Origin of the sequence: Terrirhizobium terrae (genome assembly GCF_030323265.1) — a bacterium.
GTDB lineage: Bacteria > Pseudomonadota > Alphaproteobacteria > Rhizobiales > Rhizobiaceae > Neorhizobium.
This window is the reverse complement of the sequence record NZ_CP104992.1, coordinates 2,319,701-2,343,700: the sequence shown is the minus strand read 5'-3', so window position 1 is coordinate 2,343,700 and position 24,000 is coordinate 2,319,701. Positions and strand designations below refer to the sequence as shown.

The following is a 24,000-nucleotide window of genomic DNA, read 5'->3' as shown; positions in this document are numbered from 1 at the left end:
CCAGGACGCCGCCGAATTTTCCAAGACGGATCTGCCCGAGCCCGAGCTTCGGCTGATGGACCGCTACTGGCGGGCCGCCAACTATCTTTCCGTCGGCCAGATCTACCTGCTCGACAACCCGCTATTGCGCGAGCCGCTGAAACCGCAGCACATCAAACCGCGGCTGCTCGGTCACTGGGGCACGACGCCGGGGCTGAACTTCATCTATGCCCACCTGAACCGGGTGATCAAAGCGCAGGATCTGAATGTCATCTACATCTGCGGGCCGGGCCACGGCGGGCCGGGCATGGTGGCCAATACCTATCTCGAAGGCATCTACAGCGAAATCTATCCTGATATTTCCGAAACGACCGACGGAATGCGAAAACTGTTCCGCCAGTTCTCGTTTCCCGGCGGCATTCCGAGCCATGCGGCGCCGGAGACGCCCGGCTCCATCCACGAGGGCGGCGAGCTGGGCTATGCGCTGGTGCACGCCTATGGCGCGGCCTTCGACAATCCGGATCTAATCGTCGCCTGCGTGGTGGGGGATGGCGAAGCGGAAACCGGGCCGCTCGCCGCGAGCTGGCATTCCAACAAGTTCATCAATCCCGCCCGCGATGGCGCGGTGCTGCCGATCCTGCATTTGAACGGCTACAAGATCGCCAACCCGACGCTTCTGTCACGCATTGGCGACGACGACCTGAAAAAGCTGTTCGAGGGCTATGGCTATGAGCCGATGTTCGTCGAGGGCACGAGCCCGAGGCCATGCACCGGCTGATGGCCGGCGCGATGGACACGGCGACTCAACGAGATCCATGCCATCCAGGACAAGGCCCGAAGCGGCACCTCCCTGCCGAACTGCCGCGCTGGCCGATGATCGTGCTGCGCAGCCCCAAGGGCTGGACCGGGCCGAAGGAGGTGGACGGCAAGAAGGTCGAAGGGTTCTGGCGTGCACACCAGGTGCCGGTGTCCAGCTGCCGGGAAAATCCGGGACACCTGAAGATCCTCGAAGACTGGATGCGCAGCTACAATCCGGAAGACCTGTTCGAGGCGGATGGCCGGCTGAAGCCGGAATTGCGTGCGCTTGCGCCGTCCGGAGAAAGACGGATGGGCGCCAATCCCCATGCCAATGGCGGGCTTTTGCGCAAGGAGCTTGTCTGCCCGGATATCCGCGACTTTGCGGTGGACGTGAAGGAGCCGGGCAAGACGGTGGCGCAGACGACCGAAGTGCTGGGCAAATACCTGCGCCAGGTCCTGACGCTGAACGAGGCGGAAAACAATTTTCGCATATTCGGGCCGGACGAGACTGAATCGAACCGGCTTGGCGCGGTCTTCGACGTGACCGACCGGGTCTGGATGGAAAAGATCGAGCCCTATGACGTGCATCTGGCGCCCGACGGGCGGGTGATGGAAGTGCTCTCAGAACACCTGTGCCAGGGCTGGCTGGAGGGCTATCTGCTGACCGGGCGGCATGGCCTCTTCTCCTGCTACGAGGCCTTCATCCACATCGTGGATTCCATGTTCAACCAGCATGCCAAGTGGCTGAAGGTGACGCGAGAGCTGGAATGGCGCAAACCGGTGAGCTCGCTCAACTACCTGCTCACCTCGCATGTGTGGCGGCAAGACCATAACGGCTTTTCCCACCAGGATCCCGGCTTCGTCGATCTCGTCGCCAACAAGAAAGCCGATATCGTGCGCATCTACCTGCCGCCGGATGCCAATACGCTGCTCTGGGTCGGTGACCATTGCCTGAAGACCTGGGACCGGATCAACGTGATCGTTGCCGGCAAGCAGCCGGAGCCGCAATGGCTGAATATCGAGGACGCCGCCAAGCACTGCGAGGCGGGTATCGGCATCTGGGACTGGGCAGGCAACGAGGATGATACGGTTTCGCCTGACGTCGTGATGGCCTGCGCCGGCGACGTGCCGACGATGGAGACGTTGGCGGCCGTGACGATCCTGCGCGAGATGATTCCGGAACTGAGGATCCGCGTCGTCAATGTCGTCGACCTGATGACGCTGCAGTCCAAGGACCAGCATCCGCACGGAATCTCGGACGAAGAGTTCGACAGGCTTTTCACCGCCGAGCGACCGGTGATCTTCGCCTATCACGGCTATCCCTACCTCATCCACCGGCTGACCTATAAGCGCAACAACCACCGCAACATCCATGTCCGCGGCTTCATCGAGGAAGGCACGACGACAACGCCTTTCGACATGACGGTACTGAACGAACTCGACCGCTTCCATCTGGCGCTGGAAGTGATCGAGCGAGTGCCGGAGCTGAAGGACAAGGCGGGTGACGTGGTCGAGATGCTGAAAGGCAAGCTTGCCGAACATCACGCCTATGTGCGCGAACACGGCGAGGACATGCCGGAGATCAGCGGCTGGACGTGGACTGCGCGGTAGAGCGAGCACAGAACCGCAGATGCCGAAGCGCTGACCATGGGAGACGGCTGACGGATGTCGTCCGGAGCCTTGCCGGGTCAGTCGGCCTGTCTCTGATCGATCGGATCTGCGACATGGTAGACCGTCGTCCCGCCGCTCAGCACGGCGGACAGGCGTTCGGTTGGCGGCGCGTCGCAGACGACGATGTCCATTTCCGAGACGGAGCCAAGCCGCACGAGGGCACGGCGCTCGAACTTGCTGCTGTCTATGGCGAGAACAATGCGCGCTGCCTGTTGCATGGCAGCGCGGACGGCACCGACTTCGGCATAATCGTCATCACCGATATCCCCGTCCTCGTCGATGCCGCTGACCGAGACGATGACATAGTCGAACTTGAAGGCGCGAATGAAGCTCTGGGCATTTTCGCTGAAGACTGCCGCATCGACGTTGCGGATAAAGCCGCCGGGCACGGCAACCGTGAAATCCGTGTTGTCGCTGAGTATGGTCGCAACCTTGAGGCTGTAGGTGACGACGCGCAGTTTTTCGCGAACCGCAAGAGCGCGGGCGATCGCCTCGCAGGTCGTGCCGGTATCTATGAAGACGGATGAATTGTCCGGCAGCAGTTCCGCGACCTTGCGCGCAATCGCCGCCTTGGCTTCGGCATTGGCAACGCGGCGCTGGTGATAGATACCCGTCTCTATGGGAAGGGAGATGACCGCTCCGCCATGAGTGCGCCGGAGCTTTCCCTGCCGCTCCAGAGTCATGATATCGCGGCGCGCGGTCTGCGTCGTGACGGAGCAGAGCGCGGCAATCTCATCGAGCGAGATATATTTGTTCTGCTCGATGTAGCGGATGAGGAAAGCCTGCCGGCGCTCCTTCTTGCCTCCGTCGTCTTCGCTGTCTGCAAATCGCATCGTGTCGCCGGCCTTTCCTGAAGCTTGCAAAAAGATAAACCGCGCAACGCTTGTCAAGCGTAGCGCGGGTTCGAAATCGTTTCCATGGGAAGTTCTCCGGCCCTGATCGACGGGCCAGAGATTTTGCATACCGAAAGCGTCAGAATTTCACGCCGAGATAGCCGTTGATGCCGTTCTGGCTGGCACCGGAACCGAACTGGCCGGTATAGGACAAGCCGACCGCAGCGCTGGCACCGAGATTGAAGCTTACCCCTGCATTCAAGACTGCAACGTCTTCGGCCAGCGGCGCGCCGTGGACCTCGAAGGCACTGCCGCCAGGAAATGCCATTTTCGTCTCAGGCGTGACGTCACCATCCGCATGGCGCCAGCTGACCGAGCCGTGCAGCGTTGCAACGGTTTCCTGCAGGGCGACCTCCGTTGCCGCCCTTAGACCGATCTCGGTGAAGACGGTGTTTTGGCTGCCATCCTCGACTGAAAGCGCTGCGGCACCGCCACGTTCGGAGAAACTGTCATTCTCGAAGTGGACATAGGCGAGGTTTGCGAAAGGCTCCAGCACGGCCTGGCCGACCGTGTGCTGATAGCTGATCTCGCCGAAGACCTGGGATGTGGAGGCATTATAGCCGGCTTTCAGCCGCTCGTTGAGAGTGGGAATGAAGACCGAGCGTTCGCTGTCGATGTCGTTCCAGCTATGGGCGGCGCCGAAGCGCAGGCCAACTGGGCCGAGATAGGTCCCGGCATAAACGCCAAGATCGACCTGGTCGGTATCGCTCTTCGAGGCCAGGCCATTGATGGACACTGAGGTATGGCCATATCCACCGAACAGGCCGACCCGCCAGTCGTCGCCGATCGTGCCGTCGACACCGACCATCACACCGCCGGAGGACTGGTCAATGCCATAGGCGTTGCCGTCGCCATCCTTCTCGGCCCAGCTTCCATAGCCCTTGGTCCAGAGGCCGAGGGCATCGGCACCGGCTGCGCCTGAACGGATTCCTCGCCATCGATGCTGAGTTCCGTCGTGCCGGAGGCTCCGCCGAGCCGCGAGCGCAGGCGGTCATAGGCTGCTTCGCGAACTGTCTGGCTGTTGTCGAGCAGCGCTCCATAGGTGGATGCATGGATCTCGCCGCCGAGTTGCGCAAAGGCGGACCGGGCGGTTTCCTCGTCCAGCGTGACGATCGCATCGTAAAGCGTCGAACCGAAGCCGAGGGTGTCGATGCCGAACGCTGTCTGACGCTGATTGAACGTACCGGTGACGCTATCGAACGCCGTGTCGTTGCGCTCCAGACGCATGCTCAGCGAACCGCCGTCATAGGACAGGCTCGGATCAAGGAAGGCGAAGTTGGAAACGATCGCATCGAAAGATCCTTCGATGCCGCCGGCCGAGCTGATGATCGAATAATCGGTAAGCGGCTTGTAAGTGGTGCCCGTCGCGATGTTCATGACGGTACCGCCGGCAATCGTCGTCTTGCCGCTGACCACAACACGGTCGGTCTTGCCCGCCTCGTCCACCTCGACCTGATAGACCGATCCCTTGGCGAGATCGAGATTGCCGTCGACGGTCAAGGTGCCGATGGAATTGCCCGGCGCAAGCGTTCCGCCGCTTGCGATGGCAAGATCGCCGACGGTGCCGTTACCGCCGATGATGCCACCATCATAGACTGTCGTCTTGCCGGAGCCAGCGATCGATCCATTGACCGCAAGGCGTCCTCCCTGACGGAGGTGTCACCGGTATAAGTGTTGGTGGCTGTGAGATCGAGAGTGCCCTTGCCCGTCTTCGTAAGGCCACCCGCGCCAGAGATCGCGCGGTCCACGAGGACGGAATTCGATGCTTCGGCAATATCGAGCGTGCCGCCGCCGGCTTCGAGAACGACTGAGCGGTCGAGCTTCTGCATACCGGTGCCGGCGATGCGCAAGGCGCCGTTGTCGAGCCGCAGGTCGGCGCTGACATTGCCGAGGGCCGCGTCTTCATCGACGATGACCGTGCCGCCGTCCTTCACAAGCGTCTCGCCGATGAAGCTGTGATCGTCGATACAGTATTCGGCGATGGCCTTGGCAAAGCGCGGATCGCCGCTCTTGCAGTCGAGCAGCGTCTTCTTCTCTGCATCGGTCAGACCGGTGAGAATCGGATTGCCGTTTTCGTCGGAGATCTGGCCGAGATAGACGTCCTGCCGCATGTTGTTGCGGGTGAGGTAGAACTCCTTGCCCTTTTCGCCGAAGGTCGTGGCATCTTCGCCCCAGACGATCCGCGTCCGGTCGACTTCGACATTGTCGGCCGTCTCCTTGTAGGTTTCGAGGCTCGGACCGACCCAGCGGAACTCGTGGGCGACCGGCTCGTGATCGGAAAGCGGCGTGGTGGTGCCGTCAGGTCTGGTGACGTAGACATCCTTGATGACGCCGAGATAGGGGTCATTCGGATCGTCGGCGATCGTGTACCACTTGCCGAAGGGCCGCGACGCGAGGAAATGGTCGATCTTGACGCGGTGCCAGCTGCCCCAGGTATTGGTGGCATCTTCACCGGCAGACGGCCAGGTGGCGCTGCCGTCATTCAGTTCATGCGGTGCGAACTGTTCGCGCTCGCCATCGGTTTGCAGCAGCATGAATTGCTTTTTCAGGATGTTCATCGTTTGCGGCGTGTTGCCGGCAACTGGATAGGTCTCGTCGGCAAAGAGATCCGATGGGATCGCCGCCCCATCGATCGCCGCAGTACCCTTTCCGCGCCAGTCCGCAATGAACTTGTCCAGCGCCGTCTTGTCCTTCGCATACTGACCGAGAAGGCTGTAATAGAAGGCGTTGTTCGGGCTCTTGGTGTAGATGCGCAGCAGAAGCTCCTGCTGGCTCTTGGAATGAAGGCCGCGCTCGGACACGTCGCCCGCGTTGAAATCGCCCGATAGGATCAGGGGATGCGAGGCCGACTTGGCCCAGGCATTGATCGCCTTGGCCTCGGTAACGCGCTTGGTCGCCTCGTCGCTATAGTCCAGATGGACCGTGCCGACGGTGGTCTGCGGTCTTCCCGCATCGCCATCGATGACCTGATAGCTCACGTAACGGCCCTGCGTGCTCACGCCCGGGGCCGTATAGCTGCCGAAATCTCCCGGAAGACGGGAGATGATCCCGACATCGCCGATCAGGTTGCCGCCATAGGTGCCGCGACCGGCATCCTCAAGCATGCCGGGAATGTCGGACACATAACGGCTGCCATTGGCTTCCTGGAACATCAGCACGTCCCAATTGCCATTGACCATGAAATCCCTGGTCACTTCCGGCGTCTGCTTGAACTTGTTCCAGATGTTGAGGGAGAGCATGCGCAAGGTGCCATCATCGGCATGCGAAGTGCCGACCATCAAAAGTGATAGGGCCACACCAGACAGAAGCCGGGCAGCGAAATTGAAACCGTAGGACTTTGGCTTTGAAATTTTTCCGTCGATAAGCACGTAACACTCCGTTTGAACGCGACCCAGACGAGCGCAACGGACGAGCCGAAAATTACAGCCACCACGCGCCAGCGGACGGAATGTCAATTTGCATACTCAAATGTCAGTTTTTTTACATTTTGAGGATTGGCGCAACTTTTCCGGGAGCGGTCGCTGAAACGTAGAACGATCAGGCAGGCCGCAAGCGGTCAATTTCGTGCGTATCTTCCCGTCAACGATGACCTGAACCGGAGGGCGGGGGCCGCCGGATCAGATGAATGGCCCGGCGGCGTTACGGTCATGCTTGCAGCGGTTAGCGGGCGAGCGCCAGCGCATCGGCGCCCGCGGGAAGACGCATCGGGGCGGAGCGATCGGTCGCAGCCCGCCAGACGGCCTCGGCCACGTCACTGGAATGGGTAACCTCGGTCCTTTCGCGCATCCCGCCGAGAATGTTCTTGGCGTAATCGGCATAAGCTTCATGGAATCCGCCGATCCCCTGCATCCGCGCCAGGGCCGTCTTACCGAAGCTGGTTGCGGGAGCGGCACCCGGGAGCACGACCTTTACGTCAATTCCGAACGGCTGGAGTTCCAGCGCAAGCGATTCCGTGAAGGCATTCACGGCGGCCTTGCTTGCCGTATAGACAGAGAGAAGCGGCAGCGATTTCAGCGTGACGCTGGAGGTGACATTGACGATGGTGCCCGCCTTCCTCTCGCGAAACTGCGGCAGGACCGCCTGCACCATCCGCATCGTGCCCAGGGTATTCGTCTCGAATAGGTCGCGTGCGACGTCGATCGGCGTTCCCTCCAGTGCATTCAGCCAGCCGATGCCCGCATTATTGACGAGGACATCGATCGGGCCTGCGGCCTCGATCGCGCGGCGAATGCTGCCCTCATCCGTAACGTCGAGAGGAAGAATGCGGAGATTTTCCGAGGGCGGCAGGATATCCTGGTTCGGTGTGCGCATCGTGGCGATGACTTTCCAGTCGCGCTCCAGGAAGTATTTGGCGATGTCGAGGCCGAAACCGGATGAGCAGCCTGTGATAAGTACGGTTTTCATGAGAACCCCTTTCATGGATGATTGCATGAAAGTAGATATTGAAGCCGGGACGTTCTATAATCGAAAGTCCTTGTTTCGTTTTCAAGAGTCCTGACTTGACCGATCCCTTTGCCGAAGTCGTTGCTCTTCTGCAGCCAAGCCTGCCGTTTTCGAAAATGGCGAGCGGTTCCGGTCCATGGCGTGTCGATGGTTCCGTCACCCAAAGGCCGCTCTTCTCCGTCATTCTTGAAGGCAAGTCGCTTCTCACGCTCGATGGGCAAGCGCCGATAGAGCTTCAGAAGGACGATTTCATCCTGATCCCGGCGAGCTCTGGCTTCGTCATGTCCAGCATCGACACCACCGATACGGGCGACGCCGATCCGCTTGCGGTGACCAAGCTCGCGGACGAAACGCGACATGGTAATCCGGACGGCCCGGCGGATGTGAGAATGCTGGTCGGCGGCATTGCATTCGGCTCGCCGGACGCGACCTTGCTCGTCTCACTGCTTCCAAACCTCATTCATGTGCGCGGCGAGAAACGGTTTGCGACCATCGTCCAGCTGATCAGGGACGAGGCACGCGACGAAAAGCCGGCTCGCGAGATGATCCTGGCGCGGATGCTGGAAGTACTTCTGATCGAGGCGCTGCGCTTCGTATCCGACGGCAACCCACCCGTGGGACTGATGCGCGGGCTTTCCGATGAACGGCTGGCCCCCACGATCCGAAAGCTGCATGAAGATCCGCGGCGGGACTGGAGCGTGGAGCAACTGGCAAGCGAGGCCGCATTGTCGCGATCCGTCTTTTTGCCCGGTTCCGCAAAGCGATGGGTGTCGCGCCGATGGAATATCTGCTGTCCTGGCGGATGGCGCTCGCCAAGAACATGCTGCGTCGCGGCGAAGGCGGCATCAAGGAAATCGCCGATCGTGTCGGCTACGGCTCCGCCAGTGCCTTCAGCGTCGCCTTCACACGGTTCGTCGGCGTTCCCCCGACACAGTACGTCCGGGAGGCTTGTGGCTCGGATCCATGATGAATGAGGAAGAGTGTTGACGTTGGCAGAGAATTTTCTTCTCTCCCGGCAAGTCCCTGTGACTATCAGACTTTCCGGGAGAGAAGAATGGTACGGTTGAGTGGGGTCGAACCACCGACCTCAGGTGCCACAAACCTGCGCTCTAACCAACTGAGCTACAACCGCACACATCGCCGCAGCGATATTGAGGGGTCACATACGGCCATCGAATGAAATTTGCAAGTCTGCCCGCCGACAAAAATTGAGCATATCGCCGGGTAGAGGTTCAAGGCCAATTCGCCGAACCGCCGCAACCAAAGTGGAATACGGCCATTGGCGCGATCGCTTTTGCCTATCAGGACGGCTTGAAGGTGTTCATCACCTTTTCGGCGGCTTCCTGGCCGGGCTTCGACAGTTCGTCGGCAACCTTGCGGGCCGCTTCCTGCATGCCGCGGGCCTGCTCGACGGAAAGCTCGGCCTGCTTGCGCACGAATGTCGTCTGCAGTTCCAGCACTTCCGACATGGATTTGGCGCCCATCAGGCTTTCCATGTGAGCAAGCGACGCCTGGGTATTTTCGCGGAAAGCATCGATCGCCTTCAGACCCATTTCCATCGTGCCCGCCTGGGCCGAATGGATTGTGGATTCCATGGTGCGGGAGGCTTCCTCCGCGGCCGATTTCATCTTACCGTAGGTGTTCTGGGAATGGCTCGCGCCTTTTTCCGCAAATTCGCGCCAACTCTGCGTCAGCTTTGCAGGATCGAAAACGGAAAACGAGAAGATGTCATCAGTATAAGCCAAAACCGTTCCTCCCAGAATCTGGCACGAAGCTGGCCCGGCGAAAAAACAGGCATCGCCGGTCCTGTTCTGCACGAAATATAGCCGACGCCATTGTGCATTGCAACATATTGCGTCTTGCACAACCCGACCCACATTAACCTTGTTTGCGCGTTCCCATGCTCTCTTGTGGACCCTTGAAGGGGTCGGGATATTAACAAGAGGTTAATGTCAAACCAGGCTGCGGGCATGCCCGCCCTACATGTGAACTTACAGGTTTACCCATGTCGGAAGTGCAATACCCATTCATCGACCTCGCCGTACACGAGCGTGTCCGCGAAGCCTTTGCAGCGGGTATGGCGGTGGCTATCTTCACGCCCGAGCTTCGCTCCGTCTGCTGGGCGAACGGTCGTGGTGCGCAGCTTTTCGGTTTCTCGTCGATTTATGATTTCCTCGACCAGGGCGCCGACCGCTCCGAGCTGATGTTCCGCCAGGTGGAACCGATCGCGCGCTCGCTGCAGGCCGTCGGCGACCGGCGCACCTTCACCATCCGCATCGCATCCGGCTTCTCGCGCATCGCCGTGCAGGCGACCTGCGAGATGATCCGCTTTCAGGGCCGAACATGCATCATGCTGGCGCTACCGGCCGACAATCGGAAGCTTTCGCAGGCCGAGCGCGCGGCGCGGTTGATCGAGGGCCTCGATGATCCGGAAACCCATATGGCGGTTCTCGACGGTGACGGCGCCGTGCTGGCCTCGTCGGGCGAGTTCGCCGGCCTCAACATCTCTTCGCAGACGGCGCGGATGCTGGTGTCGATGGTCGGCAACGACCGGAACCGGTTGATCAAGCGTCCGATCTCCACTGCCAGCGGATATCTGCCAGCGGCGATCGGCACGGTGTCGGAAGATCCCGCATTTCACCTTCTCTTTGTCGTCGGCATGGCCAAGACGCGCAGCGCGGTCACGGTGGTTGCACCGATTGCACCCGCCGTCGCACCACAAGCGTTCGCCGATGCACCAGCCGAACCGGCCGCGGACGGCGAGCTGCAAAGCGACTACGAGGATGCCCTGAACGCGGTTGCGGCAATCGAGGAAAATCCCGAGGCGGAAGAGGAAATCTCGCTCGACGGCATCTCGACAGACGCCGAGAACGCGTCGCAGACGGATGAAGACTCTGATGCATCTATCAGCGGAGATGCTGATGGCGACGTGGCTTCTGAGACCGCCGATGTTGCGGAAGAGGCCGAGGTACTGGATGAGGTTGCGTCTGATCACGATGCGCTCGCCGATGCCGAAATCGATGACGCGGCGGTCAACTCCGCCGACACCGAGATCTCGGCGACGGACGTGGCGCTCGAAGAGCTTATGCCGGAATACACGGCGGCCGACGAAGACGTCCAACACGACATTACTGAACGGGAAGCGGCAGGAGACACATCGCCTAAGGCGGTGGATGCAGCCGATCTGCCGGTCCCGGCTGATGCCGTTGGCGATGCGGACCTGAACGAAGAAGAATCAACCGAGCTGCCTGCGAATGAAGAGGTGACCGAGGCAGCCGTTTCCGATCAGCCGGTGCCAACCGCAGAGCTTGCCGAAGACAACGCGACCGAGCAGCCGGTCGCCAAGCCTGACGTGCGCCAGATGCGCGCCGTGCGCTTCGTCTGGAAGATCGATGCCAGCGGGCATTTCAGCGAGATCTCCAAGGAATTTGCCGAGGCAGTCGGCCCGCATGCGGCCGACATTGCCGGTATGGCTTTTTCCGATCTAGCAGCACTTTTCAATCTCGATCCAGAAGGCAAGATCAGCGAGCTTCTCGGCAAGCGTGATACATGGTCGGGCAAGACAATCTGGTGGCCGGTCGAGGGTACGTCGCTGGTCGTGCCCGTCGATCTCGCCGCCCTCCCGACCTATACCCGGACGCGCGAATTCGACGGCTTCCGCGGCTTCGGCATCGTGCGCCTGGCGGATGCGGCCGAGGATCCGAACGCAGCCGGGCTTTCGCTCGGATCGACGCCTGACGACAGGACGGCGAGCCCCTCATTGCTTGCAGGTGTTGAAGCAGCCGAGGGCGACGCAGCTGCTCTTGAGCGGGATCAGTATCTGGATAGGGAAAGCCAAAGCGAAGTCGAAGGCGAAGAGGACGATATCGCTGAAGGCCTTACCGTTCGTGATCAAGCCATTGAGGACCGGGCCGACGACAAGGCCTCTGCTTCAGATGACCTCGTGCCGGCCCTTGCGGCAAATGAAAACGACGCCGCGTCCGACAGGACCACCGGCGTCGCCGATGAGGACGATGCCGCCTCATCCGACGAATGGCCCGCAGGCGAAAAGCCGGCTCTGAGGCTGGTCGAGACGCCCGCCAGGGAACATTCCGACAAGGTGATCCAGCTTGAAGAGCGCCGCTCGCGATTGAGCCCGGGCGAGCAGGCCGCATTCCAGGAAATCGGACGACGTCTCGACACGATCGCGCGGCCTTCGGATGAAGCCGAAGGAGCCGATGCCGGGAAGGTGGCGGAAGATTCGTCTGCAACCGGCTTTGGCGAAGAGACGGTGCTTTCGGAAGACGATGCGACCTCGCTTGCCGGTCAGGATAATGAATCGGACGACGCGACGGATGAGGTCCAGTCGAGCGATATCGAACTGCCCTCGCCCGCCGGCGAAGACCCGATTTCCGCGATTGACGACGAAGAAACGCAACGGATCCAGGCCGGAGACGAGCAGGCAGACGACGAACTGTTGGGCGATGCTTCAGCTCAAGAGGCGGCCGAGGACGATGCGGTCGCGCAGGCCGTCGACGAAGACGTCGCAGCAGACGATGAGATGACCGGCGACGCGGAGAGCATCCAGCCGGAAGCGGCGGACGCCGACCAATCGTCGAGCGACACGCATGGCGAGGCCGGGCCGAAGGAAGCTGATGAGACTGAAACCGAGGAGCCGGTAGCGGAAGCACCAGTGGAAGAGCCGAGCCGTTCGGTGGAAGCGGAAGCCTATGCTTCGATGCTGTCCGGTCGTGAGCGGGCTGACCTGTCGGCAGAAATCGTCGACCAGATGCCTGTGGCACTGCTGGTGCATGCCGGCGACGCACTGATCCATGCCAATCCCGAATTCCTGACGCTGACGGGCTACGCCTCGCTCGAGGCGCTGTCGGATGTCGGCGGGCTTGATGCGCTCTTGCAGCGGCAGGAGCTGGAAGGCCAGGGATCGGAAGCGGGCAGCATGGTCGTGGTCCGTGCGGACGATGCGATCGTGCCGGTGACGGCGCGGCTGCAGTCGATCCGCTGGAACGATGCGGCGGCCCTGATGCTGGCGCTGATGCCGGTTGCGACACCGGAGGCCGTGGATACGGACGAGACGGAAGCCGATGTCATTCCGCTGAATGCGCTGCGCAACGCCGACCAGCTGGCGAAGCTGCAGGTCGAGGTGGAGGAATTGCGCGCCATACTGGAGACGGCGACCGATGGCGTCGTGATCATCGGTTCGGGCGGCGAAGTGCGCTCGATCAACCGGGCGGCCAGCGCGCTGTTCAATTTCGACGGCGATGAAATCAACGGCCAGCCCTTCGTCACGCTCTTTGCGCATGAGAGCCAGCGTGCCGTGATCGACTATCTCGGGGGCTTTCCGGCACCGGCGTCGCCAGCGTGCTGAATGACGGGCGCGAGGTGATCGGCCGCGAGGCGTCAGGCGGCTTCATTCCGCTGTTCATGACGATCGGCCGGCTGACCTCCTCCAACGGCTTCTGCGCCGTGATCCGCGACATTACTCAGTGGAAGAGGACCGAGGACGAATTGCGGGCGGCAAAGCGCGCGGCAGAAACCGCCAATGCCCACAAGAGCGAATTCCTGGCGCATGTCAGCCACGAGATCCGCACGCCGCTCAACGCCATCATCGGCTTTGCCGACATGATGGGCTCGGAGCGGCTCGGCCCGGTCGGCCACCCGCGCTATGTGGAATATGCCAATGACATCGGCCGCTCGGGCCGGCATGTGCTCGATATCGTCAACGACCTGCTCGATATATCCAAGATCGAGGCCGGCGAGCTGGATCTCGATTTTGCCGCCGTCGGGCTGAACGAGACGGTGTCGGAAGCCGTGTCGCTGGTGCAGCCGCAGGCCAATGGCCAGCGGGTGATCATCCGCACCGCCCTGTCGCAGTCCGTGCCGCAGGTCGTGGCCGACCTGCGCTCGATCAAGCAGATCGTGCTTAACATCCTGTCGAACGCCATCCGCTTCACCCCGTCGGGCGGACAGATCGTCGTTTCGACTGCCTACGAGGCGAATGGCAGCGTCGTGCTCAGGATCCGCGATACCGGGATCGGCATGAGCCGCGCCGAACTGGAGCTGGCAATGAAGCCGTTCCGGCAGGTACCGGGCGCATCGCGCAACCGCGGCGACGGCACCGGCCTCGGCCTGCCGCTGACTAAGGCGATGGTGGATGCCAACCGGGCGAGCTTCAACATCACATCCGCGCCGAACGAGGGCACGCTGGTCGAGGTGACGTTCCCTTCGCAGCGCGTACTGGCAAGCTGATCCGCGACCTTCTGAGCGCAGATGCGCGCTATGCGTGCATGTATCCTTAAAAGAAAGGCAGCGCGTAGCTGCCTTTGCAGAGGTAATGCTGTCCAACGACGATAGGATGCCAGACCTCATGTCCCGGAAGCTCATCGCCCGATTGAACTATACATCCAATCAGGGCAAGCGGCGCGACTTTGAGGAACGTCCATCAACAAGAGCTTAACCATGTACCGTTCCGGGTCATCGCTGGATGCGGACCCGATTGATACCGCCTCAATGATCGAGCTCGGCAAGGTTTTCGAAGAGCGATAATGCGGCCGGATTGGCCAGCGCTTCCTTGTTCCTGACCGGCCTTCGGTGGACGATATCGCGCACGGCAAGCTCGACGATCTTGCCCGACTTGGTGCGGGGAATATCCGCCACCTGAATGATCTTGGCCGGTACGTGGCGCGGGGATGCACCGCTTCGGATACGGCTGCGGATCGCTTTGGCCAGATCCTCGTCGAGCGCGCGGCCCTCTGCGAGACGGACAAAGAGCACGACGCGGACATCGTCCTGCCAGTCCTGGCCAATGCAGATCGCCTCTGCGACCTCCTCCATCTGCTCCACCTGGTTGTAGATCTCCGCCGTGCCGATGCGCACGCCGCCCGGATTGAGCGTTGCATCGGAGCGGCCGTGGATGATCAGGCCGCCATGGGAGGTCCACTCAGCAAAGTCGCCATGGCACCAGATATTGTCGAAGCGGTCGAAATAGGCGGCTCGATACTTCGCCTTGTCAGGATCGTTCCAGAACATCAGCGGCATGGAGGAAAGCCTTCGTGCAGACGAGCTCGCCCTTTTCGCCGCGCACCGGCCTGCCGTCCTCGTCCCAGACGTCGACGGCGAGGCCGAGGCCCGGCCCCTGGATCTCGCCCTTCCAGACCGGCTTCAGCGGATTGCCCAGCACGAAGCAGGAGACAATGTCGGTGCCGCCGGAAATGGAAGCGAGGTGGATGTCATCCCTGATGCCTTCGTAGACGAAGGAAAACCCTTCCGGCGAGAGCGGCGATCCCGTCGAGGTCATCAGGCGAAGTGCTGAAAGATCATGGCTCTCCTTCGGCACCAGGCCCGACTTGCGCACTGCGTCGATATATTTCGCCGACGTGCCGAAGACCGCGAACTTTTCCTCCGCCGCATAGTCGAACAGGACATTGCCGCTCGGCGCAAAGGGCGAGCCGTCGAACAGGCAGAGGGTGGCGCCGACAGCAAGGCCCGAGACCAGCCAGTTCCACATCATCCAGCCGCAGGTGGTGAAGTAGAAGAGTCGTTCACCCGGCTCGATGCTGCAATGGAGCCGGTGCTCCTTCAGGTGCTGCAGCAGCGTACCGCCGGCTGAATGGACGATGCATTTGGGAATGCCGGTCGTGCCGGACGAGAACAGGATGTAGAGCGGATGGGCGAAGGGAAGCCGGGCGAATTCGAGCGGCTGGTCGGCATAGGCGTTCACGACATCGAGATATGCGCGGGCATTGTCGATCGAGGCGGCGAGCGTCGTGGCATCCCCTCTTCCGACCCGGCATAGGCCACGACGATGACCTGGGCGCCGAGTTTTCCCGCCACCGCCTTCAGCTTGGCCGACACGTCCTGCCGCTTGCCGTTGTACCAGTAGCCGTCGCAGGCGATGAAGAGTTTGGGCTCGATCTGGCCGAAGCGATCGAGCACGCCCTGTTCGCCGAAATCGGGCGAGCAGGAAGACCAGATGGCACCGAGCGAGGCCGCCGCCAGCATGCAGGCGATGGTTTCCGGCATGTTGGGCATCATCGCCGCGACACGATCGCCCTCGCCGATGCCCATGTCGCGAAAGGCCTGCTGCAGCCGCGAGACTTCCGAGGTCAGTCGGCCCCAGGTCCAGCTGTCATGCGCCTTATCCTCGCCGCGGAAGATAAGCGCCTCGCCCTCTCTGTCCGAATGCACGAGCAGGTTTTCGGCGAAGTTCAGGCGGGCATCGGGAAAGAAACGCGCTTCCAGCATGCTGCCGTTATCGACCAGAGCCGTCTCGCCCCGCTCGCCCCGCACCTCGCAGAAGTCCCAGAGATCGGACCAGAAGGCGCCGCGCTTGGTAACCGACCATGCATGGAAGGCGTCATAATCAGGAAGTCGACCCCATGGCGCGTTTCGCACCATTCGATGAAGCGGTAGAGCGGCGCGCTGCGCTGCTCGTCCTCCGACGGACTCCAAAGCGGCTTTTCCTGATCGAGCATGGACCTCCCTTTCCTCCTCGTGCCACGGCGGGGATGTATTGCCGTGACGAGCGATGTATAGCATGTCGCACCCGACCTTAAAGCATGGTGTTGCCGCCACCTTCATGGCCATTTGCGCCCTGCCGACATTTCCTATATGCGCGTGTCCATGCTGAAAACCGCCGTCGACACCTTCCGCAGGCATGCCCGCCGACCGCTTGGCCGGGCGCTCATCCTGTCGATTGCGACCCTCGTTCTGCTGGGGATCATATTCCGCATCGCCGCGCCCTTCATGATCTCCACCAGCGTGGTGCGGGAAAGCATGGAGAACTCGGTTTCGCAGTGGACCGGTCATAATGCGACGATCGGCGAAGTCTCGCGGATCCGCTTCTGGCCGCATCCGGAAGTCACGCTCACCGACGTCACAATCCACCGGGACACCGGCAAAGGCGAGAAGACGCTGGCAAAGATCGCCGAGCTTTCTGCCACCTTCGATCTCGGCAAGGCGTTGCTCGGGCGGCCGGACTTCGAGAACTTTCACCTGACCGATGCGCATGTCACGCTGACCCGCACCCGTACCGGCGGGCTGGAATGGACGAATGGCGGATTGCTGATGGAAGCGATCGCGAATGTCGGTCAGGCCAATGGCGGCCAGAGGCTCGACGCGGATCGCGATGCGCCAATCGGCGAGATGCAGGTGACAAACGGCACGATCGAGATCGTCAACGAGAGCGACGGCCACTCGATGCAGTTCGACGCGATCAACGGCACGATGGACTGGCCCGAGCTCTCAGGCGCAGTCGAGATCGATGCGGAAACGATATTCCGGGGTCGGAAGATCACGCTCGACGTCTCCACCAGTCAGCCGCTTCTGCTGCTCGGCGGCAGGGGCGGGCAGTTCCAGGGTCTCGCCTCGACCGATATCGGGCTCGCCAGCTTCAATGGCATGGCGAGCTTTTCCTGCGCGGCTATTTCTCCGGCGACGCCGAGCTGAGAACATCGGATATGCCCGCCACGTTGCGATGGCTGGATATCGATCCGACGCTGGCCGACGGCCTGTATTCCGCTTCCGCGACAGCAAAGTTCATCGCCGATCGGGACGACCTGAGGTTCGAGAACCTGTCACTGGGGCTCAACGACGAGCATGCAACGGGGCTGCTGGAGGTCGACACGCCGACCCAGGGCCGGCCTCGCGTTTCCGGTACATTGGCTTTCGATCACATCGATTTCCTGCGTCTGCTCAAGGCTATGGAGCCGGCCATCGGCGACGATGACGACGGCCGCATTCCACCTCTCGTCAAACGACTGGAGTTGGACTTGCGCCTCTCCGCCCGGACGGCGGCGCTCGGCGCCGTACAGTTGCAGGACGTCGCGCTTGGCTTGATGAATGTCGGCCAGCAGTTCCGTCTCGATATCCTCGACGGCAACATGCAGCCCGGACGACTGACCGGCCGCGTCAACACGATCAAGGACGACGAACGCGACGCCGTCGCCATCCGCCTTTCGCTGCGGGGTGCCGACTTCGCGGCGATCGCGCGGCAGTTCAGCATGGTCGGTCCGGTGCCGGCGACGCAGGGCACGTTCGACCTGTCGCTCGACCTGCCACGGCCGCTGAACCGGGATGCCTGGAATGCTGCGGTCGGGACCATGCAGTTCAATTCCGGGCCCGGACGGCTGGACGGGTTGAACCTTTCGACGATCCGCCAGCTTGCCGGCCAGAAGCCCTATTTCGCGCTTGGCGAAGCCTCCGACGGATCGCTCGATTTCGAGAGCATCAAGGCGAATGCTGTCGTGCATGACGGGATTGCCGATATTCGCGAGGCGCAGATTACAGGCGCGAATGACATCGTGACGCTGACCGGTGCCGTGCCGCTGGTGAACCGCAGCTTCGCGCTGTCGGCAACCGTCGCGCCGAAGGCCGGCACCGACAAACCGCTCAACCTCTTCATCGGCGGCGCATGGCCGAGCCCGGTCTTCTGGCCGACGGCGGCACCCGGCCAGAAACCCGGCGAATGATCAGCTGGCGCCGCGCGCCGCGAGGTGTTCGTCGCGGATGCGTTTCACCTCGGCGCGCTTGGTGCTGAGCGAGGCGCAGATGACGCCGATCGTGACGAGCGCGATCAGGATGGTGCAGATCGCATTGATTTCCGGCGTCACGCCGAGGCGAACCTGCGAATAGATCTTGATCGGCAGCGTCGTGGCGCCCGGCCCCGTGTTGAAGCTGGCAATGACCAGATCGTCCAGCGAGAGGGTGAAGGCGAGCATCCAGCCGGCGATGACGGCCGGGAAGATCAGCGGCAGGGTGATCTTGAAGAAGGTTTTCACCGGCGGGCAGCCGAGATCCAGCGCCGCCTCCTCCAGGCTGCGGTCGAAGGTCAGGAGCCGCGACTGCACGACGATCGCCACATAGCACATGGTGAAGGTCGTATGGGCTATCGTGACCGTCCAGAAGCCGCGATCGACGCCCATGGCGACGAAGAGAAGCAGCAGCGACAGGCCGGTGATAACTTCGGGCATGACGATCGGCGCGTAGATCATACCGGAAAAGGCCATGCGCCCGGGGAAACGGGTAAAGCGGGTCAGCGCCAGTGCTGCCAAGGTGCCGAGGATCGTGCCGAAGGTCGCGCTCAGGACGCCGACACGGGCGGTGATCCAGGCGGCATCCATGAGACCCTGGTTCGACCACATGGCCGAGTACCAGTGCAGCGAGAAGCCGCCCCACACCGTGACCAGTCGGGAAGCATTGAAGGAATAGACGATCAGGATGATGATCGGGATATAGAGGAAGGCGAAGCCGAGGGTGAGGACGGTGGCGTCGAAGCGTGAGGATCTCATCGGCTTACCTCACCTTCTGCTGCTGGTTCTGGAAAATCATGATCGGCACGACGAGCATGACGAGCAGGATGACGGCGACAGCGGAGGCGAGCGGCCAGTCGCGATTGCCGAAGAACTCCGTCCAGAGCGTCTTGCCAATCATCAGCGTGTCGGCGCCGCCGAGCAGGTCGGGAATGACGAACTCGCCGGTGATCGGGATGAAGCAGATCATCGAGCCGGCTATGACGCCCGGCAGGGACAGCGGGAAGGTGATCTTCCAGAAGGCCTTCCAGGGCGGGCAGCCGAGGTCGCTTGCGGCTTCGAGCAGCGTATTGTCCATCTTTTCCAGCGCCGAATAGAGCGGCAGGACCATGAAGGGCAGATAGGAATAGACGATGCCGATGAAGACGGCCGTGTCGGTGCGGAAGATTTGCACCTGCTGGTCAGGGCCCATCAAGCCAATCGTCTGCAGCGCGAGCGTCAGCAATCCATCCGGCTTCAGGATGCCGATCCAGGCGTAGACGCGGATGAGGAACGAGGTCCAGAAGGGCAGGATGACAAGCATGACCAGCGTCGGGCGGATCGAACTCGGCGCGCGCGCCATGGCGAGCGCCATCGGGTAGCCGATCAGGAGCAGCAGCAATGTCGAGATCGCCGCGATCCGGAGCGACGAGAGGTAGGACATGATGTAGAGCGGATCATCCGTCAGGAAGATGTAGTTCTCGAAATCCAGCTGAGAGAGGAAATCGCCGATCTCACCGAAGCCGCCGAAGGTCGGGATATAGGGCGGCATGGCGATCGCCGTGTCGGACAGCGAGATCTTCAGGATGATCAGGAAGGGCGCGACGAAGAAGAGCAGCAGCCAGACATAGGGCACGACGACCACGAGCCAGCGGGTCCAGGAAGGACCGCCGGCACTGGCTGGTGCAGGATTGGTTTCGGCGACGCTTGCCATCTTCGCTCTCCCTTCCCTAGCGTGTCAGGACGAGGCCGGCATCGCGCGACCAGGTGAGCCAGACCATGTCGCCGAAGGTGATCGGGCGATCGACGAGACGCGAAATGTTCGCCTGAGCGGCGCGCATCAGGCGGCCATCCTCAGAACGGACGATGAAGAGCGAGAAGTCGCCGAGATAGCCGATATCCCAGACCTCGCCATAGAAGCAGTTGGCGGATAGGTCAGCCGGCGCATCGGGCGAGATGCGCACCTTTTCCGGGCGGATGGCAAAGGCGACCTTGTCGCCCTTCACCGCCTGGCACTCCTGGTCGACGGCAATCGACAGGCCGTCGCTATCGATACTGACCGTGCCCGGCGCGCCGAGCGCGCTTGCCGTGTCGGTGATCGAACCCTCGAGGATATTGATGTCGCCGATGAAGTCCGCGACATAGCGGCTGTTCGGCGCCTCGTAGATTTCCGCCGGTGTCGCCACCTGCATGATGATGCCCTTGTCCATGACCGCGATACGGTCGGACACGGTCATCGCCTCTTCCTGGTCATGGGTGACGATCAGGAAGGTGAGACCGAGCGTGTGCTGCAGATCCATCAGCTCGAACTGGGTTTCCTCGCGCAGCTTCTTGTCGAGCGCGCCGAGCGGTTCGTCGAGCAGAAGCACCTTGGGACGTTTGGCGAGCGAACGGGCGAGCGCCACGCGCTGGCGCTGGCCGCCGGAGAGCTGGTTCGGCTTGCGCTTGGCAAACTCTTCCAGCTTGACGAGTTTCAGCATTTCCTGAACGCGTGCCTCGATCTCGCCCTTCGGCATATTGTCCTGCTGCAGGCCGAAAGCGATGTTCTTTTCCACCGTCATATGGGGAAAGAGCGCGTAGGACTGGAACATCATGTTGGTCGGACGGCGATAGGGCGGCACGCCGCGAATATCCTGTCCCTGCAGGAGGATGCGGCCTTCGGTCGGCTCCTCGAAGCCGGCGAGCATGCGCATCAGCGTGGTCTTGCCACAGCCGGACGGACCGAGCAGCGAGAAGAATTCGCGCTCGTAGATATCCAGCGTCAGGTTGTTGACGGCAGTGAAATTGCCGAATGTCTTGGTGATGTTCTCAAAGCGGATGAAAGGCACCGCCTGCGGATCGGTCCAGGGGAGAATTTGCGTTTTACCGGTCCGAGAGATTTCGCCATGCCTTGCCCCAGGTTGTGCTTGAAATGAAAAGGGCGGGTCGAAGCCCGCCCTTGATATCGGCCATCAGCTGCCGGTCTTGACCTGTGTCCAGACCCGGTTCAGCACGCGCTGCTCACGCGGACCATAGGGGAGATTGTGAAGAGCTTATTCACCACCTCTTCCGGCGGATAGACCGACGGGTTTTCCAGAACTTCCTTGTCGATGAACTTCTGCGAGGCGAGGTTGCCATTCGCATACTGGACATAGTTGGAGGCCTTGGCGATGACTTCCGGCTTCATCAGGTAGTTGATGAAGGCATGCGCTTCTTCGACATTTTTCGCGTCCGCCGGGATCGCGAGGTTGTCGAACCACATGTAGGTGCCTTCCTTTGGGATGACGAACTCGACGTTGACGCCGTTGCCGGCCTCTTCGGCGCGCGACTTCGCCTGCAGCACGTCGCCCGACCAGCCGATTGAAATGCAGCTGTCGCCATTGGCAAGCTCGTCGATATAGGCCGAGGCATTGAAGGTCTTCACGAAAGGACGGATTGCCTTGTAGACGTCGCCGCCGGCTTCCAGGTCAGCCTGCTCCTTGCTGTCCGGATTCTTGCCGATGTAGTTCATGGCGATCGCGAAGGTCTCGTCGGAAGCGTCGAGAATGTTGATGCCGCAGGACTTCAGCTTTTCGGCGTTTTCCGGTTTGAAGAGCACATCCCAGCTGTCGATCGGCACGTCGCCGAGAGCGGCTTTCACCTTGTCGACATTGTAGCCGATGCCGGTCGTGCCCCACATGTAGTTGATGGCATATTCGTTGCCGGGATCATACTTGGCGAGGCGTTCGGAAATCAGCGGCCAGAGGTTCGTCATGTTCGGCAGCTTGGACTTGTCCAGCTTCTGGAACACGCCGGCCTGGATCTGGCGGGCGAGGAACGGCGCCGTCGGCACGACGACATCGTAACCGGAACCGCCGGCCAGCAGCTTGGTTTCTACCAGATCGTTGCTGTCGAAGACGTCATAGACGACCTTGATGCCGGTTTCCTTGGTGAAATCCTCGAGGATCGACTCGTCGATATAATCCGACCAGTTATAGACATGGACAACCTTCTCCTGCGCCGAGGCGCCCGAAGCAAAGACTGACGCCATGAGCGCGGCGGCGAAGCCAAGTAGATGGTTTCTCATGATTTCTCCTGTTCCAGCTTTTCCCGCCGCGTTGGTTCGCGGAAAAATTCCCTTATCTTTCATGGCAGAGTAGAAAGGATTTTTCCGAGCCACAAGTGGGAATGTGCGGTGCGATAGAACTTCCTCCCCAAGGTTATTGCAGCTTTATTGAAAGTCGAAGGCGCTGAGGCCCGTCACCATTTCATCGAGCCCAAGCGGACGGGTGAGCGGCGGCTCGGCACGGGAGAGGCAGGCCTTGCGCTCGCAGATGCGGCAGGCCGGGCCGATGGCAACCGGAGCGGCAGCGGCGGGCAGTGCCGCAGCATAGACGAGATCATCGGCAAACGCGGCGTCGCAGCCGATCAGGATTGCGGTGCGGCGAATGCGCTCGCCGAAATCCGCCTGCGGCCCTTCCAGCGTGCGGGATAGCGTCAGGAAGCCATGACCATCAGGCGTTTCCACCCGGTCGACGAGGATGCGGCCGGGTTCCGCGAAGGCCGAATGGATGCCGAGCTTGGGACAGAGCCCGCCGAAGCGCGACTGCGGAAAGCCTTGCGCCCCTGCCCGCCGGACGGCATTGCCGGCATGATCGATCTCCATGATGAAGAAAGGAATGCCGGGCGCATCCGGCCGGCAGAGCGAGGTCAGCCGGTTGGCGGCCTGTTCGAAGGAGGTGTCGAAGCGGGCGCGCAGCACGTCGATATCCCAGCGGGCGCGACGGGCGGCGGCGAGAAAATCACCATAGGGCATGAGCAGCGCGTGGGCGGCGTAGCGGGCTAGCTCGAAGCGGGCGATGCGACGAGCTTCCGCCGTTTGCAGCGAGAGCCCATCCAGTTCAGCGTCAATCTCCGCATGGAAAGCCAGAAGCGACACTTCCATCGCAAGCTCGCGATTGCGGTCGAAGGGTGAAAGCCGTTCGGAGAGGAATAGCCGCATGCTGTGGCGGTCATAGCGGCGACGCAGCGTCGGCATGACATGGGCGGGCAGCGTGCGGACCGTGATGCCGCGCTCGCTTTTCAGCCATGCCCGCAGGGCAGCGGGCATTTCATCTGCCGCCTCCAAGGTCTTCGCTAGAGCTTCGGCAGCGTCCTCGATGCGCGAGAAGAAGTTGGGGCGCCGTTCGAGGGCCTGCCGCACCTCGTCGATCGGCATGCGGCTGCCGGTGACCGACAGTTCGTGGCCCTCGCGAGCAAGGACCGTCGCAAGGTCGGACAGACGCTGCGCCTGCTCCTTATAGGCCCGGTACAGCTTGACGGTGGCGAGCGCGGCGTTGGGTGCGGCTTCCGCCACCTCGATGATTTCCTGGTCGCCCGGGATCTCGCCGACCAGAAGCGGATCGGCAAAGACTTCCCGAAGCTGGGTGTCGAGGCCGCCGCCCTCCCCTGCAGCGCTTCGAGATCGACCTTGTGGACCGACGCGAGCTTCAACAGCAGTTGCACGGTGAGCGGCCGCTGGTTGCGCTCGATCAGATTGAGATAGGATGGCGAGATGCCGAGATCGGCCGCCATCGCCGTCTGGGTGAGGCCGAGCCCCTGGCGAACACGCCGGACGCGCCCGCCCGCGAATACTTTCCGTTCCGCCATTCGACCTCCTCCTGTCAAAGGCTTTTACAGTCCGTGTCTTTTACAAATTTTACAAATTCACCGCGCGTCTTGTGTAAGTAGTGACATCATAACCTCTTTAATCT

Annotated in this window: 11 protein-coding genes, 1 tRNA gene and 7 pseudogenes; 6 read left to right on the top strand and 13 right to left on the bottom strand. The window is 61.6% G+C overall.

Annotated elements, in window-relative coordinates; translation table 11 throughout:
* Window positions 1-55: 55 nt before the first annotated feature.
* Window positions 56-2,388: pseudogene (locus N7E02_RS19275) on the top strand (phosphoketolase family protein).
* Window positions 2,389-2,465: 77 nt separating this feature from the next.
* Here N7E02_RS19275 and N7E02_RS19270 read toward each other — a convergent pair.
* The 5 genes and pseudogenes from N7E02_RS19270 to N7E02_RS19250 all read right to left on the bottom strand — a co-directional run bounded on the left by N7E02_RS19270 (window position 2,466) and on the right by N7E02_RS19250 (window position 7,745).
* Window positions 2,466-3,281, bottom strand: a complete 816-nt coding sequence (locus N7E02_RS19270; protein ID WP_286579245.1) for a DeoR/GlpR family DNA-binding transcription regulator — start codon at window positions 3,279-3,281, stop codon at window positions 2,466-2,468.
* Between the two features lie 139 nt (window positions 3,282-3,420).
* A complete protein-coding gene (locus N7E02_RS19265; protein WP_286583931.1) occupies window positions 3,421-4,269 on the bottom strand; it encodes an autotransporter outer membrane beta-barrel domain-containing protein in 849 nt (282 codons plus the stop codon).
* 95 nt (window positions 4,270-4,364) lie between these two features.
* Window positions 4,365-4,841 (bottom strand): annotated as a pseudogene (locus tag N7E02_RS19260) (autotransporter outer membrane beta-barrel domain-containing protein); the annotation flags it as partial.
* Complete coding sequence (locus N7E02_RS19255; RefSeq protein WP_286583928.1) at window positions 4,838-6,580, bottom strand: endonuclease/exonuclease/phosphatase family protein; 1,743 nt, start codon at window positions 6,578-6,580, stop codon at window positions 4,838-4,840. The gene N7E02_RS19255 and the pseudogene N7E02_RS19260, both read right to left, overlap by 4 nt.
* A gap of 421 nt (window positions 6,581-7,001) precedes the next feature.
* A complete protein-coding gene (locus N7E02_RS19250; RefSeq protein ID WP_286579244.1) occupies window positions 7,002-7,745 on the bottom strand; it encodes an SDR family oxidoreductase in 744 nt (247 codons plus the stop codon).
* 95 nt (window positions 7,746-7,840) lie between these two features.
* On the opposite strand from N7E02_RS19250, the pseudogene N7E02_RS19245 reads away from it, so the two are divergent.
* Window positions 7,841-8,751, top strand: a pseudogene (locus N7E02_RS19245) (AraC family transcriptional regulator).
* 88 nt (window positions 8,752-8,839) lie between these two features.
* Here the strand turns inward: N7E02_RS19245 and N7E02_RS19240 are convergent.
* Both N7E02_RS19240 and N7E02_RS19235 read right to left on the bottom strand, forming a co-directional pair.
* Window positions 8,840-8,916: transfer RNA gene (locus tag N7E02_RS19240), tRNA-His, on the bottom strand.
* A gap of 169 nt (window positions 8,917-9,085) precedes the next feature.
* The gene (locus N7E02_RS19235) at window positions 9,086-9,529 is read right to left on the bottom strand and encodes a phasin family protein (RefSeq protein ID WP_286579243.1); all 444 of its coding nucleotides are present in this window, start codon (window positions 9,527-9,529) and stop codon (window positions 9,086-9,088) included.
* Window positions 9,530-9,789: 260 nt separating this feature from the next.
* Here N7E02_RS19235 and N7E02_RS30095 point away from each other — a divergent pair, with 260 nt between their 5' ends.
* The gene (locus N7E02_RS30095; protein ID WP_374730640.1) at window positions 9,790-13,149 is read left to right on the top strand and encodes a PAS domain-containing protein; all 3,360 of its coding nucleotides are present in this window, start codon (window positions 9,790-9,792) and stop codon (window positions 13,147-13,149) included.
* Window positions 13,143-14,030: a sensor histidine kinase gene (locus N7E02_RS30090; protein ID WP_374730639.1), complete on the top strand. Its 888-nt coding sequence runs from the start codon at window positions 13,143-13,145 to the stop codon at window positions 14,028-14,030. Before N7E02_RS30095 ends, N7E02_RS30090 begins: the two co-directional genes overlap by 7 nt.
* Before the next feature lie 258 nt (window positions 14,031-14,288).
* On the opposite strand, the pseudogene N7E02_RS30215 reads toward N7E02_RS30090, so the two are convergent.
* Window positions 14,289-16,133, bottom strand: a pseudogene (locus N7E02_RS30215) (acetoacetate--CoA ligase); the annotation flags it as partial.
* A gap of 270 nt (window positions 16,134-16,403) precedes the next feature.
* Here N7E02_RS30215 and N7E02_RS19220 point away from each other — a divergent pair.
* Window positions 16,404-17,228: an AsmA family protein gene (locus N7E02_RS19220; RefSeq protein ID WP_286579242.1), complete on the top strand. Its 825-nt coding sequence runs from the start codon at window positions 16,404-16,406 to the stop codon at window positions 17,226-17,228.
* 11 nt (window positions 17,229-17,239) lie between these two features.
* The gene (locus N7E02_RS19215) at window positions 17,240-18,250 is read left to right on the top strand and encodes an AsmA family protein (protein WP_286579241.1); all 1,011 of its coding nucleotides are present in this window, start codon (window positions 17,240-17,242) and stop codon (window positions 18,248-18,250) included.
* Here N7E02_RS19215 and N7E02_RS19210 read toward each other — a convergent pair whose 3' ends face one another.
* The 5 genes and pseudogenes from N7E02_RS19210 to N7E02_RS19190 form a co-directional block, all read right to left on the bottom strand.
* A complete protein-coding gene (locus N7E02_RS19210) occupies window positions 18,251-19,069 on the bottom strand; it encodes an ABC transporter permease (protein ID WP_286579240.1) in 819 nt (272 codons plus the stop codon).
* A gap of 4 nt (window positions 19,070-19,073) precedes the next feature.
* Window positions 19,074-20,003, bottom strand: a complete 930-nt coding sequence (locus N7E02_RS19205; RefSeq protein ID WP_286579239.1) for an ABC transporter permease subunit — start codon at window positions 20,001-20,003, stop codon at window positions 19,074-19,076.
* A 16-nt stretch (window positions 20,004-20,019) separates the two neighbouring features.
* Window positions 20,020-21,176: pseudogene (locus N7E02_RS19200) on the bottom strand (ABC transporter ATP-binding protein).
* 64 nt (window positions 21,177-21,240) lie between these two features.
* Window positions 21,241-22,334: pseudogene (locus N7E02_RS19195) on the bottom strand (polyamine ABC transporter substrate-binding protein).
* Between the two features lie 144 nt (window positions 22,335-22,478).
* Window positions 22,479-23,896: pseudogene (locus N7E02_RS19190) on the bottom strand (helix-turn-helix domain-containing protein).
* Window positions 23,897-24,000 lie beyond the last annotated feature (104 nt).

Excerpts from the sequence above, each read along its gene's own strand:
- N7E02_RS19220 (WP_286579242.1), top strand. The coding sequence starts at position 16,404 with ATGCTGAAAACCGCCGTCGACACCTTCCGCAGGCATGCCCGCCGACCG.
- N7E02_RS30095 (WP_374730640.1), top strand. The coding sequence starts at position 9,790 with ATGTCGGAAGTGCAATACCCATTCATCGACCTCGCCGTACACGAGCGT.
- N7E02_RS19210 (WP_286579240.1), bottom strand. The coding sequence starts at position 19,069 with ATGAGATCCTCACGCTTCGACGCCACCGTCCTCACCCTCGGCTTCGCC.
- N7E02_RS19205 (WP_286579239.1), bottom strand. The coding sequence starts at position 20,003 with ATGGCAAGCGTCGCCGAAACCAATCCTGCACCAGCCAGTGCCGGCGGT.
- N7E02_RS19270 (WP_286579245.1), bottom strand. The coding sequence starts at position 3,281 with ATGCGATTTGCAGACAGCGAAGACGACGGAGGCAAGAAGGAGCGCCGG.
- N7E02_RS19255 (WP_286583928.1), bottom strand. The coding sequence starts at position 6,580 with ATGCTCTCCCTCAACATCTGGAACAAGTTCAAGCAGACGCCGGAAGTG.
- N7E02_RS19250 (WP_286579244.1), bottom strand. The coding sequence starts at position 7,745 with ATGAAAACCGTACTTATCACAGGCTGCTCATCCGGTTTCGGCCTCGAC.
- N7E02_RS19215 (WP_286579241.1), top strand. The coding sequence starts at position 17,240 with ATGCCCGCCACGTTGCGATGGCTGGATATCGATCCGACGCTGGCCGAC.